This is a genomic window from Spirosoma profusum (assembly GCF_014699005.1).
Classification (GTDB): domain Bacteria; phylum Bacteroidota; class Bacteroidia; order Cytophagales; family Spirosomataceae; genus Spirosoma; species Spirosoma profusum.
Window position 1 is genome coordinate 187,028 of record NZ_JACWZY010000007.1, and the last position, 16,443, is coordinate 203,470.

Genomic DNA, 16,443 nt, shown 5'->3' on the forward strand with positions numbered 1-16,443 from the left:
GTTTACTGGGCTTTCAATACGTATTGTGCCAGTACGGGGAAGTGGTCGGAGAAGGAAATACCTGATAAGGTCTGGCACGTTTTAATCTGCCAGTGGTGGCTAACAAATTGCTGGTCGATGCGGGCACAGTAGGGGTGCCGATTCAGGGTGAAACCAAGTCCCTGACCCGCTTCCTCAAAAGCATTTTGGAAATTCTGACTCAACTTTCCATACGAATAACCAATGGGCAATTCGTTGAAATCACCACATATCAGAACCGGATAACGACTGCCTACTACATAGGATTCGACTTCTGATAGCTGCTCATTCCGGTTTTCGAAACCTTCTTTCAAGCGGCTGAAAATATCCGCAAAAGCCAAAAAAGACTGGCCAATATTTCCGGCTTTTAGCGATTTTATCAACTGGTCCGTTCGAACACCCATCGACCACAAATGCACATTCACGACCCGAATTGTATCGTTTCCATAAGCTATATCAGCGCAAAGGAAACCATTGATTTCCGGGCCGTTAGGTCGATTCCAGATGCGGCTGTATTTTCTAACAATCGGGTAACTGGAGAACAAAGCCAGTCCAACTTGCCGATCTTTTTCGAAGCAGCTTAATTTCTCAAGCTTATTGACGTATTGACGCTCGATGAGCACATTCGGCGAATACTCCTGAAAGCAGGCAATATCGGCTTTCAGCGCCGTTGGGTCGAAGCCGCGCCCATGTGGGTTGAGCAAAAAGGTTTCGCTGTTGAAACTCAGTACGTTCAGCGGTTGCCCGTTTCCCGTATTCAGTTCGCCATCGCTGTTTCCAACCAGGCGTTTCGCCACGACAAACGAAAACAAGACCCAGATTAAACCAGCTGTGGCAACCAGCGACTGTTTTTTGTAGAATAGATAAAGGCAGGCTGCGAATCCGCCAACTACCGCCAGGGGCAAACTCATCATAATGAACCCTGTCAGCCAATGGTCGATCATCGGATAATAGCAGAAAGCCATCGTGAAAAATAGATAGCTCAACAGGGTATAGGCAACCGGAAACTGCTTGTATTTGCTGACAACGTAGTGTACAACTTCCTGTAACCCACTTCCCGAACGTAGTATGGCTGGACGTAGCAAATCCCGAAATTCAGTAGACGTAGTCATGGTTGTATTTGTTGAGAGGAAGAAAATGGAACCGAGAAGCCAGTACTTATTTCACTTCGAAATGGGCGTCACCTATTTTGAAGCCTTCAGTAAATAACTCTACATTATAAGTTCCTGGTTTATAAGGAGCTTCACGCCGGAGAAGGATGTCAACCCGTTGGTCGTTATTTTCGAACGGCACCGACTGGCGGATGCTGTAACCGAGTTCTTGACCGTCGAATGTCAGGATGCCTCCAAAGCCGCTTTCACTTACGACGGCTCCATTGGCATCGGTCAGGCGGACGTAGATATCTTTGTTCGTTTTCGAAGCTACCGGATTCGACGGCATGATGAACGTAAATTTCAGCCGGTCGATGCGCGACGATTTATACGAACCACCCCGGCGCTCTTTTCCGTTAGCCGCCACGGCCAGCACTTCCAGATTGACCGCTTTCATGGCTGACGCTAACGTCATTTTGTCATGTAAATCAGCGTTTTCCTGCGAGTAATCGACCAGCGTTTTGGAGAGAGCGGCCTTTTCCTGTTTTAAGCCTGCGTTCTCATTGAGAATCGTTTCTTTCTCCTGTTCGAGCGTTTTAGTTCGACTGAGCAACGTACCGTTTTCGGCTTTCAGCGCACGCACATTGCTCTCATTCTGAGCCAGAAAATTCTTGTAATCCCTGATTTTGAAGTTGTACTGCTGAATCGAAAAGCTTAAATCGTACTTCAGTTTCTTCTTGTCGGCCTCCAAGTGCCGTTTGATACGTTCCAGTTCAACCACGCTGCCACCCAACTGCCGCGCTTCGATGATTTTCTTATCCAGTACGGTCGAAATGGAGTCAAGGCGGGCTTGTGTAACGGCGAATTGCTCGACTTTAGTCGTCAGAAGTTTCTGAACTTCAAGCGTTTCGTTGCGGGAGCCGAGAAACAGGTAAGCCAGCAAGGCCAGTATACCCAGCAATGCGCCAAGTATCATATTTGTGGCGCCCGAACGATTCGTTGCGGCCTGCATTTCCATAAAATCTTTTCAGGTTGTATGCCACAAAGCAACAACATCAAACTTAAGCTCGACTTAAGCTGACTTTAAAATGACCTTAAAATGTCTCAGAACAGGAAAGGATAAAGGTAAACGTAGTGCCTTTTGGTCCAGAATTCACTTGAATAGACCCTTTATGAATTTGAGTAACCTGCCACACTACGGCGAGACCTACGCCGTGTCCTTTGCTCGATTGAGCCGTTGAATTACTTCGGAAAAAAGGTTGGAAAACATGAGGCAAATCAGCTTCCGGTATCTGCGGGCCTTCATTAAAAACCGACACTGTTATCCTTCCTCCTTTCGAACGGAAATCGACGTTGGCGGTGCTGGTTGGCGAAAATTTGCAGGCATTGTCGATCAAATTCATGAGCAAAACCTTCAACGACGCCCGGTTTCCTGAAACAATCAAGGCTTCTTCTTCGTCCGGAAAATCGGGAAAAGTGAGGTTAATTCGATACGTATCGTGCCATTCCTGTACCTGCGTTTTGGCTTCCCAAAGCAACTCATCGACTCGAACCGACTCAAACGGCAACGTATCAACCCGAATCGACGTATTGGCCAGCTCCAGCAACGTATTGGTTAACTGTGTCAACGTACGCGTGTCTTCCTGTAGTGAACGTAACGTTCGTTCATAAACGTCGGGGTTGCGTTTCTGGATCAGTGCTACGTCGATTTGCGAATTGATTTTCGTGAGTGGGTTTTTCAGTTCGTGTGATACGTTGGCAATGAACATTTTCTGCGTAGTCAGCGCCTGATCAATGCGGTCGAGCAGTTGATTGAACGTAGCGACGAGCAACCCGATTTCGTCGGAGCGGTTCGGGTGTTCGACGCGCTTTTCCAGATTGGCCGGATAAATCGTATTGACCTGCTGAATAATTCCCGACATAGGCGCCAGTGCGCGGTCGGCAAAGACCCATCCCGAAACACCCAGTAGCAGAATAGCGACCAATATCATGACCAGCAAAATCTTTTTGAGATCATCGAGAGCTTCTCTTCCAGCCTGATCAATGCCACTGATAATCACCCAATTACTGGCTTTATTGGAAGTCAAATGAATGGCTACGATCTGATACTCATTTTTACGCAGATATAACGTCTGTTGGGCCGAGTCGAGTTGCGGAATAAACTGCTCGTGAAACTGCGTGTTGGCCGGATTGCTGCTAAACAGAACCTGTTTGGTTTTCTGGTTATAGACCGTAATGTTCTCTGATAATAAAGGCTCTTTGTCGGATGCGTCGATAACACGTAGTACCGTTCTATCGGTTTGCTGGAGATCGAAGAGGAGAGTAGTCGTGGTAACGGCGCGGTCCTGAAGGCGTTTGAAGAACCGTTTTTCGAGGTAAAGTTTACTGAAGAAATAAACGCCAAGTGAGAAAAACAGCAACACCAGCGTTACAAGAGCGATGAATTGGTATGTAAGTCGGGTCCGAATATTTACCATTACGCCACAACTTTTACGACGTAGCCCATACCGATCTGTGTATGAAGCAATTTAGGCTCGAAATCCTTATCAACCTTTTTACGAAGGAAATTGATGTACACTTCAATGATATTCGTGCCCGTATCGAACGTCAAATCCCACAACCGTTCGGCCAACTCCACTTTGGAAATAACCCGTCCCTGATTTCGCAGGAAGTATTCGAGAAGCTGAAACTCCTTGGCTGTCAGCGTAATTTCTTTACCGGCACGTATCACCTGTTTGGTATCAGGATTTAATTCCAGATCGGCAATTTTCAGCAGATTGGTCGATTGTACCAAACCACTGCTACGTCGCGTGAGAGCTCTGACTCTGGCCATCAACTCTCCAAACTCGAACGGTTTCACTAGATAATCATCGGCACCGGCATCGAGTCCCACGATTTTGTCGTCAGTAGTACTTAGTGCTGTCAGCATCAAAATAGGCGTTGCTACGTTCGCTTCCCGCAGTTTTCGGCAAAGCTCGAGACCGTTAAGTCCGGGCAGAATAATGTCGCTGATAATCAGGGCATAGCTAGAGCGGGTAGCCAACTGAAAACCCATGTTTCCGTCGTACGCAATATCGACGTCCCACTGATGTTCTTCTAGTCCCTGTCTAATGCTCTGAAGCGTTTTAACTTCATCTTCGATCAGCAGAATTTTCATAATACCGCTATTTCCCCGCCCGAAAGTAGGTAAATAACGTAATAAACAGGTGTTTTAGGATGTTTATCGATGGATCGGTGCAGTTAATCCGGTCGCTTTTTTGTCATCCTGACGATAGGAAGGACCTTAAAGCATCCAAACTTGAGCGCATTGAAAACTTAAGTTGCTTCCGGCTTCATCAGCATGACAAAAAAGTCCTAGAAACGTACCATTTTCCGGCTGATGGGCTTGCCATCGGCATTGAGCTGGAGCATGTACGTACCGGGCGCCGTAGGTAGTGAGCTGACGGGAAGCGTTTCCTGATGCTCACCGGGTGGTTGATTCGGCCAGATCAGCCGTTGCACGCTACGTCCGGCAGCATCGGTAATCAACAGTTGAACGGTGGCACGTTGGGCCAGTTGGTAACGTAGCGTTACGTTATCGGATGAAGGATTGGGGCTTACTGTTACAGTAAATTCATTTTCTGGTTCTGCCGCCAAAGCCAGTGCGCCGATACCCAGAATCTCATTATCCATCCATTCCAGACGGTTTTTGACCCAGGTTTTTAGAAAATCAATTTCCTCCTGATATGTCCCACCGACGAAACCATTCGGCCAGACGTAAACGCCGATAACTGGCCACTTTTCGAAATTGCGCGTACGTGCTTCGGTCAGTACGTTGGCTACCGAATCGATATAGGTGTGAATACGATCTGTTCGGAGTACACTTTTACGTAGCGTCTGGTATTTAGTTCGCACTTTCGTAACGAATACTTTATCACTCAGGAGCTTATCCCACCAGAAGGGTGGCTGAAAACCATCCTGTGGGCAGGCGCGCGTGAAGTCGAAAATCCAGCCTTTGTAGACGCTGCCCGGACAATAATTGACGTTTCCGTAGGTTAGGTTGTAATCCCAGATTGGCCCCATGATCAGCTTGCCGCCCCTGCTGTTCCGGTCTTTGTAAAAGAACGTACTGATTCGATAGCCATCAACGTTTTTGCAGAGTTCTGTGAGCAGCAAATAATCGACGAAAGAATCGTCGTTGATGTATTTTCGATAACCCGTTAGCGAATCCTGAAACTGAGCCCCATTCAGCGCATTTTCAAAATCAGTTATAAACTGCTTCGCATATTGAAACTGCTCCTCGGCCAGGTCTTCCGGTTTCGGACGGTCGATCAGCATTGAAATCGGTTTTCCACTGCCACTAAGGTAAGAGGATGTCCAGGAGCGGGACGCAGAGCCTTCCGTTTTATCAATCTTGAAAATGTACCCACCTGTCAGCGCATCTCCTGTTATATCCGTTTTTTTGATGTTACTAACGTCGACTCGATTTTTATCGCGCTTTATCTTCTCGAACAGGATATAAATTCCGGTATAATTCCCGTTTAAGATCACTTCACAATAGCGATAACGGGGTGTATAAAACTTGCTCAGTTGGCGATTCAGATCGTAGGTAAGCGTTTCCCGGATGAGCGTTTTATCATTATACGTAGCGTTGAGCACCCAGTCGGCCTCAGCAGGCATGCCCAGCACCGAAGCATTCACTGAATTCAGGCCCGTCGAATCGCGTAATTCAATACCATAAGGCTTCTTGGGAAACAGCGTTTGTGACGTAGAGCCGCGCAGTTCAATACCAATTTTACTGGTGAAAGAAGGCTTGTCTGTTACGTTGTTACGTTTCCCCGCACCATTGTCGATGATACGTAGGTCAGCAACGATTTTTGGTTCATTATAAATCGTCTGGCCGTTCGTATTGATAAGCAGTATCGGTAGATTCGATGATGTAAGTGTTTGAGCAGCAGTCGTAAACTTAAGAAATACGGAGCTAATTAATAGAATCAGTAAACGAGGTCGCATAACGTCGGTGCGAAATTTAGTCTATAAACTTACAACTATTTTCTTGGATAAATTGGGTTAGTAATAAAGCTCTTTAAACTTTAATCCGAGCGTTTTTTTTGTCATTCTGACGAAGGAAGAATGACAAAAAAATGAAACTGGGAGTTTGTAATTGAAAGCTTAAACAACCCTAACTTTAAAACCGCACCATTTTCCGGCTGATGGGTTTGCCGTCGGCATTTAATTGAAGAATGTACGTACCAGGTGCCGTGGGCAGCGAATGCGCAGGAAGTGTTTCTTCGTGATCTCCCGCAGCCTGGTTGGGCCAGGTCATCCGCTGCACGCTACGTCCGGCGGCATCGGTAATCAGCAGTTGAACCGTAGCGCGTTGCGACAAATTGTACCGTAGTGTTACGTTATCGGTAGATGGATTGGGGCTGAGTGTTACGTTGAAATCTGGAATCAGTTCGGTACCCAGCACCGACGAGCCAAAGGGAACGATGGCCTTGTCCATCCACTCCAATCGCTTCTTAACCCAGCTTTTCAGGAAGTTGATCTCTTCCTGATACGTTTGCCCGAGCAAATGCGTTGGTCCAATGGGGACGCCAATAATGTCCCACCGCTGGAAATTGCGGGTGCGGGCTTCGGTCAATACGTTGGCTACCGAGTCAATGTAAGCGTGAATACGTTCGGTTTTCAGTACGTTGGTACGTAGCCCCTGATACCTGCTACGTACGCTGTTGGCAAACCGTTTGTCGGTCAGGAGCCGGTCCCACCAGAAAGGCATTTCGAAAACATCGTCACCGCAGATTCGGGTGAAATCGAACGACCAGCCTTCGGGCAAATCGGCCTGGCAATAGCCGACGTTACCAAAAGCGAGATTATAGTCCCAGATTGGGCCCATGACTAACCGCCCATCTTTCGAATCGCGATCTTTGTAAAAGAACGTGCTGAGTCGATACGCGTCGATGTTGTGGCAGATTTCGTTTATCAGCAGGTAGTCGACAAATGAGTCTTCTTTGATGTATTTCGGATATCCTACCGTCGCATCCTGATACTTAGGACCTGCCAGCGCGTTTTCGAATTCAGTTACGAATTTTTTAGCGTACAGAAACTGCTCTTCAGTCAGGTCTTCAATTTTGGGTCGTTCAATCTGGATATCGACGTCGATACCATTCGTTTGCTTCGTCGACGTCCACATTCTCGATTCTTCGCCCGTGTATTTGTCAATTTTGAAAATATAGCCGCCCGTTACGGCATCGCCCGAAATGTCGGTTTTCTTGATACTACTGACGTCGACCCGGTTTTTGTTCCGCTTTATTTTTTCAAACAGAATATAAAGACCTTCGTATTTGCCATTCAGTATCAGTTCGCAGTAGCGATAGCGAGGTACGTAATATTTGCTGATCTGGCGGCCTAAGTCGTAAATGAGTGGTTCGCGAATCAGGGTTTTATCGACATACGTAGCATTGAGCACCCAATCGGCTTCGGAGGGCATACCCAATATGGATGCATCGACAGAGTTCGCGCCCGACGCGTCGCGCAGTTCGAAACCGTAGGGCTTTTTCGGAAAATCCTGCGACGTAGAACCGCGCAGTTCAATACCGATTTTACTGGTGAAAGAAGGCTTGTCTGTTACGTTGTTACGTTTGCCCGCGCCGTTGTCGATGATACGTAAATCACAGACAAGTTTGGGGTCGTCGGGAATGGATTGCCCATTGGTATTGATAAGTACTATGGGCAGATTCGACGTAGTGAGCGTTTGGGCATACGTAGTAAGTTGTAATCCAACGCTGAGTGTGAAAAGAAAGGAAAAGAACCGCATATATGCCTGTTTCGGTTTTTTCCTATAAAAGTAAGTCTATTTTACCAGATAAGTGGAACGTAGAAGTGTACGAATGAATAGCAAATAGCGGAAAATGAGTTCATAATTAACTCTTTATAGATTTCGCTTCATTTTTTAAGTACATCAAACGCAGCTGTAGCCAGCACATTATCCCAGTGAAACGTCAACTCGCCACCGGCTGCGGTTTCCTGAATACTAATTGTAAACTGTTCGCTGCGATTTGTTGTCGTCTTTACCGGAATAACAACCTGAGCGAAATCTTTGCTTCGGTTTGGATCAGTTGGCCAGGATTTAAGATCGGTGCTGAAAATGAGCAACCATTTGTCTTTTTGAGGGATCGAATAGAGGCTGTACTGGCCTTTGGAAATAACTGTTGTGCCAATTCGGATTTGATTGTCAAGGCTTAGTCGCGTTGGGCTACCGGCGCCTGTTCGCCAGATCGAATCATAAGGAACGACTCCGCCAAATATCACGCGCCCTCGTTTATAGGGCCGTCCGTAAGACAATTCAATGTTCGCCTGTTTAACCGTAGCCCGAATGGTTTCAGTAGGTGAAGGAATCCCAATACCGGGCGTTTTTGCCATCCGTTTTGCCAACGGTTCAATGTCAATTGGTGGGTGCTTCGTTACCAAATAATTCCAGGGTGTTCCGATGCCATTTACCTGCGAAATTCGACCTTCCTGATTAACATTAAGTTTAGTGTATTCGAGAAAAGGGCCACCGAAAATGATGGTATCTTTAGCCGAGAAGTGAACACCAATGTCGTAAACGCCAATCCGGTGATTGATCATTTTTAACGGTATTTTTGATTTCCCGGATTTTGCTAATCGCAGGCAATTCCACTCCATCAATGAAATAAAAGGCACCCAGCCTCCTACAAAATCGACCGTTTTTGTGGCATGTCGGAAAATTGTTTCGGCTTTTCCTCCCCGCTCTGAATTGTAATACGTACACGTATCGTTTCGGCAGTTCATGTTTAACCGATATTCGAATGCGCCTGATTTTGCCTGATAAGGAACAGAGCTGTTCACCGGATTCATGGCGTTGACATTGAATTCCCGTATGGAGCCGTCCGGATGAAAATGGATGCTGAACTCACCAATGTAATCTTCAGGTACTCGAATAAACGCTTTTCCGTACAGGTGATTATTGATCATGGTATACGTCTCCACCAGAACCGTGTCGACACCCATACGCCCAATAAAAGAAGCTGTATACGGCTGATTGCCCTGGCTGATTGCATCGGCAGAGATCAATAAGGAAATGCTGAATAGTATGGCAATGGAACGCATCTTTAAAAAGAATTTGTAAAAAACGATTCAAAGTTGCGGTTCAGTCGATACGTATCATTGTACAAATGCGACATTCTTAAGCCATACTACTTCTGTGTGTTTAACAAAAGAGGCTGCCTAAAAGACAGCCTCTTCCCAATTGTACATAACTAACTTTCACTACGCGTGTTGACGCTCGTGTTTTCCTTCCCGGATTTCTTCAATCATCTTCCGGTTAAACGCTGGAATATCGTCGGGCTTTCGACTCGTGACCAGGCCCTGATCGGTCACTACTTCTTCGTCAACCCAGTTGGCACCGGCATTTTTCAGGTCGGTCTGGATAGACGGGTAGGAGGTAAGCTTACGGCCTTTCACTACGTCGGCTTCGATGAGCAAAATTGGCGCATGACAGATCGCGGCCACTGGTTTCTTATTTTCGAAAAAGTGCCGGACAAACTGAACGGCTTTAGGATCAGTACGTAGTTTGTCAGGGTTCATTACGCCACCGGGTAGCAGTAATGCATCATACTGACTGGGATCGGCACCGGCCAGCGGTAGATCGACGGGGAACGTATCACCCCATTCTTTTTCGTCCCATCCTTTCACTTCGCCACCTTTCGGTGCAATAAGGTGTGTGGTTGCTCCGGCGTCCTGTAAAGCCTGCCGGGGTTCGGTCATTTCAACCTGTTCAAATCCATCGGTCAGCAGAATCGCCACCTTCTTTCCCTTCAATTGTTGCTGCGTTTCCATACTACGTTGAAAAATATGATTACATAATAACAACTCATTGGAATGGAGAAGGTTGGCAAAAAGTACGATATTGTTTTATCAGGAGACGCTTATTTAGAGCCAGTCAAAGGCAGAACAGCCGCTTATTTTCTCTTGTTTTGTGTATATTTGGCTAAACAATAACTACTATGGTACAGGCTTCTGCTTCTGCCCTTCCTCAAACATTCGATGAGTTCCTGAACTGGGAGCCCACCGACGGCTATAAATGTGAATGGAACGATGGGGAACTAATCCAGTCTTCGGGCAAGAAGAAAAAGCAGTACTTTATTTACGGTATTCTCAATAAGTTGTTTTTTAAAACAGGGTATATTGTAAAAGGTATGTTAATGGCCGAACCCGATGTTATGCTCACGTCGATTCAAATGCGTCGACCTGACATAGCTTACTTTACTTACGAACAAACAGAACGTGGTCGTCAGGGTGAAGATGTGATTCCGGCTTTTGTGATTGAGATTTTATCAGAAACGGATCAGGCTTATCGAATCGAAGAGAAAATCGCTGAATATTTCAAAGCGGGCGTGCAGGTTGTCTGGAATATCAACCCTGAACATGAGGTAGTTTACGTATATACCTCCCGTAAGAACGTAATGATATGCCTGGAAAATGACGTTTGTTCAGCGGCTCCGGTTCTTCCTGATTTTTCGCTTACTGTCAACGAATTATTTGCACCCTCCGTAAGCTAATCGGCTTTATTGCAGTCAGCTTACACATCGTACAAATTACCCGCCAGATACTTCATCCCCGAATCGCAGGCTACTGTTACGACTGTTTTGCCCGGCCCAAGTTCCTGAGCGAGCTGCACCGCAGCCGTGATGTTCAGCCCACTCGACGTACCGGCAAAAATACCTTCTTCCCGCGCTAATCGACGGGCCATCTGGCGGGCATCGGCTTCTTCAATCGGGCGTACTTCATTGTAAAAGTCAGGTGTGAGTAGGGGAGGCACCATCCCAACGCCAATTCCTTCGACATGGTGCGTGCCCGGTTGTCCTTTGGAGAGTAAAGGTGCTGATGCGGGCTCAAGAGCCACTACGTTCGTAGCCTGACCAGCTTCACGTAACGCCATCGAAACGCCCATAATCATACCCGCCGTACCGACCCCACCGCAGAACGCATCAATTGGGCGATTCAACTGCACCAGTATCTCGTCGCCAATGTGTTTGTACCCCTTTTTTGAATCCGCATTGTTGAACTGATCGGTGAAGTAGGCATCGGGACGCTGAGCCATCTCACGTGCTCGTTCGCGCATGGACGGGATCAGATCGGGCGTGATTTTTCCGCCTTTGCTCGGCATGATAACCAGGTGCGCACCAAACGCCCGCATGGTCTGTAGTTTTTCTTTCGCAAACGCATCCGACGTAACAACCTCAAATCGATACCCCTTCACCGCGCACACGAAAGCCAGCGACGTACCAGTGCTGCCGCCGGTGCACTCAACGACGGTCATTCCGGGACGTAGCGCTCCACTACGTTCGGCTTCTTCAATCATGGCCAGCGCCATGCGATCTTTGTAGGAGCCGGTAGGGTTGTAGTATTCCAGTTTAACAAATACGTCGGCGCTTCCCGGACTTACTACGTTATTAAGCTTTACGAGCGGTGTGTGGCCAATGGCCTGAAGTGTATTGGCTGCAATTGGAGGGGATGAATGCATTATACTAGTCGGTTGGCTGGCAAGGTACGTAGTACATCATGAAATGGACAACTAAATTTTTCGAGCGGACAGAAATCGTCTCTGTGCCGTTACGTCTAGTATCCAGCCTGAAAATTTAGCCTATTTTAATCTGGATGACCGCTCCCTCAAAAGTAAGACGCAACGCTAAGTAAAAGGTTGACTAACAGCAGGAAGTGAATAACTTGTGTACACGCCAATACAGTTTTAACCTGACTGCTTTATGAACAAACGCTATTTTTCTCAGTCGCTTTTGCTGAGTGCCCTGTACGGTTTGCCAATTTGCGCTTTAGCGCAGGCTAACTACGTAGTGAATAACTTCGGCGGCAATAATACTACGTTGGGTACTTTCAATACGTTACTCGGGCCATCGGCGGGTGGTACCACCATTACCGGCGACCGAAGTACGATTGTGGGCTATAACGCGGGCCGTTCCATGACATCAGGAGCCAGAAATAGCTTTTACGGCGTGGATGCTGGTCAGCAGAATAATACGGGAAGCGATAACGTGTTTATTGGTCACGAAGCTGGTCGGCAAAATACAACGGGCTATTATAATACGTTCATTGGCCGGGGAGCGGGCTTATCTACCAATACAGGATATAACAATACGTTTTTAGGAGGCCTTGCCGGACGGTCGAATACAACAGGGACTAGCAATGTTTTTATAGGCTATTTTACCGGATACACCAATACCTCAGGCTCGCAAAATGCATTCGTAGGGAATGGTGCAGGCGAATATAATACAACAGGTTCCGGCAATACCTTCACTGGTTATGCTGCTGGCTTTAAGAATACGATTGGCAGCAATAATGCCTTTGTGGGATACGGCACAGGTCAGAGTAACACGACGGGCAATTTCAATACGTTCATGGGAAGTGGAACTGGTATTTCTAATACGACTGGTGTCAAAAATACCTATATGGGTTTTCAAGCTGGCTATTTCAACAGTACAGGTAGCCAAAATACGTTTGTAGGCCATAATGCAGGCAATTATACTACAGTAGGCAACAATACTTTTGTTGGGTATCGATCAGGTTACAATAATACTACCGGTCAGAACAATACATTTTTTGGTATCCAGGCTGGCTACAACAATACCACAGGTAGCAACAATATTCTAATCGGGCCGAACTCAGGCAGCGCTGTGACGACGGGCAACGATAACGTACTGATTGGTGGGGAGGCCCAGGCAGGCGATGGCGTTGGAGCACATCACGTAATAATCGGTGGAGAAGCTGGCGGGGGGCTTTGGGCGGGTAATAGCAATACGTTCATCGGGCATCAGACAGGTGCTGAATCGGCGGAACTTCACCACGCTACGGCCATTGGTGCGGGTGCTAAAGTGCTGATTAGTAATGCGGTGGTGCTGGGCAATCACGCCAATGTGGGTATTGGTACGTCGGCGCCTACCGCCCGACTGCATGTACGTAGCGAACAGGCGAATGAGTCAGGTATGCGTTTTGAAAACTTAACTAGTCAGAGTCCGGCGCAGGTGCAAACCGACCAGTTTCTGACGGTGAATGAGCATGGCGACGTAATGAAAGGGCATTATCAGCTACGTATCAATAACGCGAATGAATGGAGCGACAACGTTTTTTCGTCAACGTATCCGCTACGTTCGCTACCTGCCGTATCCGCTTATATCGACCAATACGGTCATTTGCCGGATGTTCCCTCGGCTGGTCAGATGGTGAAAGAAGGTGTAGATTTAGTTAAGATGAATGCTACGTTGTTGGCCAAAATTGAAGAATTGACGCTTTATAGTATTCAACTAGAAAAGTCTAATCAACGGCTGGACGATCACGATAAGCAGCAGCAGACCCGGATTGATACGTTGGAGAAGCTGGTGAAGCAGTTGCTGGAAAAGAAATAATGAGGTAGCCTGGACGGCCACGTCCGGGCGAGGTATTAGAGCAAAAATCATACTACCCGGACGTGGCCGTCCAGGCTACACTACGTTACTTCCCCTGATTCAGCAGCGCTTTCTCGACTTCTTCCTTATAATTTCGCCCAAGTGGAATTTGCTGATTATCAGTCAAGATGAGCCGGTTTCGTTCAATACGTGTTACGCGGGATATAGCTACAATGAACGACTTATGCACACGGATGAATCGACTTTCCGGGAAAATATCATGCATGGCTTTGATCGAACCCTTGATGACGATTTTGCCGCTTGACGTATGGATAATAGCGTAGTCTTTTAGCCCCTGAATGTATGTTACGTAGCTGAAATTCAATTTGATACGTTGTACACCACTTTTTACAAAAACCGAATCGTCTTTCGATGAATCGGAACTTGTTTCAGAGCTGTTTTCAAGCTTCGTGTTTTGTTCTTTCAGCGATAAAAAGTCGCGGATTTTTTCGATGGCTTGCAGGAAGCGAGGGTAAGCAATCGGCTTGAGCAGGAAGTCAATAACGCCCAACTCAAAACCCTCGAAAGCATAATCCCGGTAGGCCGTTGTGAAAACCGTGATAGGTGGCTGCGTGAGCGATTTTAGAAAATCAATACCATTCATGCCGGGCATCTCAATGTCTAGAAACAAGACGTCGGCGTCATTATTTTCCAGATAGGTCAACGCTTCGCGGGCATTACCAAACTGGCGTAACGATTCCACAAAATCCAGACGACCTAAATAACCTTCCAGCACTTCCCGCGCCAGTGATTCATCGTCAATAACTACGCATTTTAACATCATTATCCGATTGTTTTGTCATGCTGAGGAACGAAGCATCTTAATGTGTCTTTACACTCAGGTTCAGATGCTCTAAGATGCTTCGTTCCTCAGCATGACAAAATTGCTCTTCTAATTCACAATCCGATTCAGCGTATAACTTAAATAATCATCACCAACGCGCATCTTTCGTTGCTGGTCGAGGATGAACAATACGTTGTCATCGCCTTTCAACAGATAGACTGATACGTCGGGTTTGTCGGGATCGAGTTGATAGACAATGGCTTCCGGTTCTGTTTTTGTGCCTTTGACGATGGACCATTTTCCTTCGCGGGCGGCCTGTCGATTCAGTGTTCCCAACAGGTGATATGTTGTCGGCTGATGCGTAACGGAATCCTGAAAAAATGTTATGGCCCATTTCACTTTCGTGCACTCCGGCCGCTCAGGATATTTCCAGTCTTTAGCAATTTCGGAGCAGGGAAAACGGCCAGCAAATACGCCCACTACCAACGGTCCACTGGCAATTGGCTTGCGCGAATTTGATTTCGACGGTACGTTCGCCAGTCGGGCCTCCTGCGCGTGGATGCTGTTCGCCAGCGTGAAGAAAAAACCCAGCAACAAAAAAGATAATGTCGGCTTCATAAGTCTGGTGATTACTTCCGATTCAACGTATAACTCCAGCCAGCATGGCCGACCATCAGTCTGCCTTGTGGGTCCAGCAAATGAAGCAAATTATCGTCCAGCCGGGCGAATGATAAACTGGTTTCAGGTGTATTTGAATTGAGTTGATACGTCTCTTTATTGGTCGCATCTTTTCGACTTATCCAGTTTCCTTCTTTGGTCAGACTGGTCCCGCCATTCCGGAATCCGGTCGTACCAGGCTGGGTCATGCCATATGTATAGCTTAGCTTATAAAATGTAGGATTTTGATTGCGAGGGTCGCGCCGAAGTGCGAGATTCCACTTAATAAACTCGCAATCGGCGTTGGCCGGTATCGACAGCATCGTTCGCGGAATCATGTCGCAGGGAGTGCTGGCTACAAACGTAGTAGGATCGGGTGATGTTCTGCTTGCCTGTACAAAACAGGCTGCCAATAAAATGAACGTGCTGATTTTAAGCGTTTTCATAGAATTATCATTGTTTTTCTAAAGTCCATAAATCATTGCTGTACACAAATTCAGGATGGCTGATATCCTGACCACCATACTTACCACCAGTCATATAAATTTTGCCCCGATGTACACAGGCCGCAATCCCCCCACGCGGTGACCAGGGCGCGAGGTGCTCCCGCCAGTTACGCCCGTCCGAACTGACCAGCACTTGACTGCTGAACTGTCCGTTCCGGTTGCAGCCCAGCAGCCAAATCTGGTTGTCGAGCACAACGGGTTCATAGCCGAAAATCTGTTTTCCTTTCACAATCTCCCTTGTTTCCAACTTCCAGTTCAAGCCATCTGTCGATGACCAGACATCGTTATTGAGCAGGTAAAGTTTGTTACGTAGTGTGACAATGCGGCTGTTGCTACGTTTGCCAAATGGAAGATTGTCTTTCGCTTTCTGCCAGTACACGCCATCGCCCGAATTCCAGATGTCGGCAAATTGTGTCTGGCTGTTTTCGCCACCGATGATCCAGATTTTGTTCTGGAACACAAACGGATGATAGAAAAACCGCTTGGGTAGATTGCTTTGTAAAGCCATTGTACTCCAGCGTTTTAAGTCGTATGTCTGGTAAATCTCAGACCGAAAGACGTAGCGTTCGATGTTTCCTTCAAAATGCCCGAGACCCAGAATCGATTGGTTGAACTGAACGTAGTCCAGAAAAGCCAGATTATTAAGAGCGTTCGGAAGCGACGATTTTTGCCAGTCTTTACCATCCGCTGAAAACCAGTTTCCGTCGGGATGAAACACCCACAACGTATCACGGTGACTGAACATCTGGAAGTTGTAATTCTTTTTCCAGGGGCCTTCTTCGAGCGTTTTTTTCCAGGTATACGTAGCGTGATTTGATACGTTCACTACGTCGGTTCGCTGGAGAAGGGTTGCAGCATTAAGAAATCCAGCCACCATCAGAAAAGCCAGTAATACGTTCATTGGCGTTTTCATAATCCATTGATAGTTA

Annotated in this window: 15 protein-coding genes; 2 read left to right on the forward strand and 13 right to left on the reverse strand. The window is 47.0% G+C overall.

All coding sequences use genetic code 11. The features are described 5' to 3' along the window. Window positions 1-2: 2 nt before the first annotated feature. The 8 genes from IC229_RS10965 to IC229_RS11000 all read right to left on the reverse strand — a co-directional run bounded on the left by IC229_RS10965 (window position 3) and on the right by IC229_RS11000 (window position 9,947). On the reverse strand, window positions 3-1,130 hold the full coding sequence (locus IC229_RS10965; RefSeq protein WP_190887009.1) for an endonuclease/exonuclease/phosphatase family protein: 1,128 nt from the start codon (window positions 1,128-1,130) through the stop codon (window positions 3-5). A gap of 46 nt (window positions 1,131-1,176) precedes the next feature. Beyond that, a complete protein-coding gene (locus IC229_RS10970; protein ID WP_190887010.1) occupies window positions 1,177-2,127 on the reverse strand; it encodes a hypothetical protein in 951 nt (316 codons plus the stop codon). A 76-nt stretch (window positions 2,128-2,203) separates the two neighbouring features. Next, entirely contained in the window at window positions 2,204-3,586 is a 1,383-nt protein-coding gene (locus tag IC229_RS10975; protein ID WP_190887011.1) for a sensor histidine kinase, read from the reverse strand. After that, window positions 3,586-4,266 carry a response regulator transcription factor gene (locus IC229_RS10980; RefSeq protein WP_190887012.1) on the reverse strand — a complete coding sequence of 227 codons (681 nt, stop codon included), beginning with the start codon at window positions 4,264-4,266 and terminating at the stop codon, window positions 3,586-3,588. Before IC229_RS10980 ends, IC229_RS10975 begins: the two co-directional genes overlap by 1 nt. 197 nt (window positions 4,267-4,463) lie before the next feature. Next, the gene (locus IC229_RS10985; protein ID WP_190887013.1) at window positions 4,464-6,101 is read right to left on the reverse strand and encodes a CotH kinase family protein; all 1,638 of its coding nucleotides are present in this window, start codon (window positions 6,099-6,101) and stop codon (window positions 4,464-4,466) included. A 175-nt stretch (window positions 6,102-6,276) separates the two neighbouring features. Next, on the reverse strand, window positions 6,277-7,905 hold the full coding sequence (locus IC229_RS10990) for a CotH kinase family protein (RefSeq protein WP_190887014.1): 1,629 nt from the start codon (window positions 7,903-7,905) through the stop codon (window positions 6,277-6,279). 128 nt (window positions 7,906-8,033) lie between these two features. Further along, window positions 8,034-9,218 (reverse strand): DUF2911 domain-containing protein, encoded by a 1,185-nt coding sequence (locus tag IC229_RS10995; RefSeq protein WP_190887015.1) that lies wholly within the window; start codon window positions 9,216-9,218, stop codon window positions 8,034-8,036. Between the two features lie 159 nt (window positions 9,219-9,377). After that, complete coding sequence (locus tag IC229_RS11000) at window positions 9,378-9,947, reverse strand: type 1 glutamine amidotransferase domain-containing protein (RefSeq protein WP_190887016.1); 570 nt, start codon at window positions 9,945-9,947, stop codon at window positions 9,378-9,380. Between the two features lie 167 nt (window positions 9,948-10,114). Between IC229_RS11000 and IC229_RS11005 the strand changes: the two genes are divergently transcribed. Further along, window positions 10,115-10,669, forward strand: coding sequence for a Uma2 family endonuclease (locus tag IC229_RS11005; protein ID WP_190887017.1), 555 nt, complete (start codon window positions 10,115-10,117; stop codon window positions 10,667-10,669). Between the two features lie 20 nt (window positions 10,670-10,689). Here IC229_RS11005 and IC229_RS11010 read toward each other — a convergent pair whose 3' ends face one another. After that, window positions 10,690-11,634 (reverse strand): PLP-dependent cysteine synthase family protein, encoded by a 945-nt coding sequence (locus tag IC229_RS11010; RefSeq protein WP_190887018.1) that lies wholly within the window; start codon window positions 11,632-11,634, stop codon window positions 10,690-10,692. A gap of 241 nt (window positions 11,635-11,875) precedes the next feature. On the opposite strand from IC229_RS11010, the gene IC229_RS11015 reads away from it, so the two are divergent. Next, on the forward strand, window positions 11,876-13,528 hold the full coding sequence (locus IC229_RS11015) for an autotransporter outer membrane beta-barrel domain-containing protein (RefSeq protein WP_190887019.1): 1,653 nt from the start codon (window positions 11,876-11,878) through the stop codon (window positions 13,526-13,528). Window positions 13,529-13,613: 85 nt separating this feature from the next. Here the strand turns inward: IC229_RS11015 and IC229_RS11020 are convergent, their stop codons facing one another. From IC229_RS11020 to IC229_RS11035, 4 genes are all read right to left on the reverse strand, one after another. Beyond that, window positions 13,614-14,351 (reverse strand): LytR/AlgR family response regulator transcription factor, encoded by a 738-nt coding sequence (locus IC229_RS11020; RefSeq protein ID WP_223833954.1) that lies wholly within the window; start codon window positions 14,349-14,351, stop codon window positions 13,614-13,616. A gap of 108 nt (window positions 14,352-14,459) precedes the next feature. Next, window positions 14,460-14,969 carry a copper resistance protein NlpE N-terminal domain-containing protein gene (locus IC229_RS11025; protein WP_190887020.1) on the reverse strand — a complete coding sequence of 170 codons (510 nt, stop codon included), beginning with the start codon at window positions 14,967-14,969 and terminating at the stop codon, window positions 14,460-14,462. An 11-nt stretch (window positions 14,970-14,980) separates the two neighbouring features. Continuing rightward, the gene (locus IC229_RS11030) at window positions 14,981-15,454 is read right to left on the reverse strand and encodes a copper resistance protein NlpE N-terminal domain-containing protein (protein WP_190887021.1); all 474 of its coding nucleotides are present in this window, start codon (window positions 15,452-15,454) and stop codon (window positions 14,981-14,983) included. A gap of 7 nt (window positions 15,455-15,461) precedes the next feature. Beyond that, complete coding sequence (locus IC229_RS11035; RefSeq protein ID WP_190887022.1) at window positions 15,462-16,427, reverse strand: kelch repeat domain-containing protein; 966 nt, start codon at window positions 16,425-16,427, stop codon at window positions 15,462-15,464. Between the last annotated feature and the right edge of the window lie 16 nt (window positions 16,428-16,443).

Coding starts and splice junctions, on each gene's coding strand:
- IC229_RS10965 (WP_190887009.1), bottom strand. CDS start 1,130: ATGACTACGTCTACTGAATTTCGGGATTTGCTACGTCCAGCCATACTA.
- IC229_RS10970 (WP_190887010.1), bottom strand. CDS start 2,127: ATGGAAATGCAGGCCGCAACGAATCGTTCGGGCGCCACAAATATGATA.
- IC229_RS10975 (WP_190887011.1), bottom strand. CDS start 3,586: ATGGTAAATATTCGGACCCGACTTACATACCAATTCATCGCTCTTGTA.
- IC229_RS10980 (WP_190887012.1), bottom strand. CDS start 4,266: ATGAAAATTCTGCTGATCGAAGATGAAGTTAAAACGCTTCAGAGCATT.
- IC229_RS10985 (WP_190887013.1), bottom strand. CDS start 6,101: ATGCGACCTCGTTTACTGATTCTATTAATTAGCTCCGTATTTCTTAAG.
- IC229_RS10990 (WP_190887014.1), bottom strand. CDS start 7,905: ATGCGGTTCTTTTCCTTTCTTTTCACACTCAGCGTTGGATTACAACTT.
- IC229_RS10995 (WP_190887015.1), bottom strand. CDS start 9,218: ATGCGTTCCATTGCCATACTATTCAGCATTTCCTTATTGATCTCTGCC.
- IC229_RS11000 (WP_190887016.1), bottom strand. CDS start 9,947: ATGGAAACGCAGCAACAATTGAAGGGAAAGAAGGTGGCGATTCTGCTG.
- IC229_RS11005 (WP_190887017.1), top strand. CDS start 10,115: ATGGTACAGGCTTCTGCTTCTGCCCTTCCTCAAACATTCGATGAGTTC.
- IC229_RS11010 (WP_190887018.1), bottom strand. CDS start 11,634: ATGCATTCATCCCCTCCAATTGCAGCCAATACACTTCAGGCCATTGGC.
- IC229_RS11015 (WP_190887019.1), top strand. CDS start 11,876: ATGAACAAACGCTATTTTTCTCAGTCGCTTTTGCTGAGTGCCCTGTAC.
- IC229_RS11020 (WP_223833954.1), bottom strand. CDS start 14,351: ATGATGTTAAAATGCGTAGTTATTGACGATGAATCACTGGCGCGGGAA.
- IC229_RS11025 (WP_190887020.1), bottom strand. CDS start 14,969: ATGAAGCCGACATTATCTTTTTTGTTGCTGGGTTTTTTCTTCACGCTG.
- IC229_RS11030 (WP_190887021.1), bottom strand. CDS start 15,454: ATGAAAACGCTTAAAATCAGCACGTTCATTTTATTGGCAGCCTGTTTT.
- IC229_RS11035 (WP_190887022.1), bottom strand. CDS start 16,427: ATGAAAACGCCAATGAACGTATTACTGGCTTTTCTGATGGTGGCTGGA.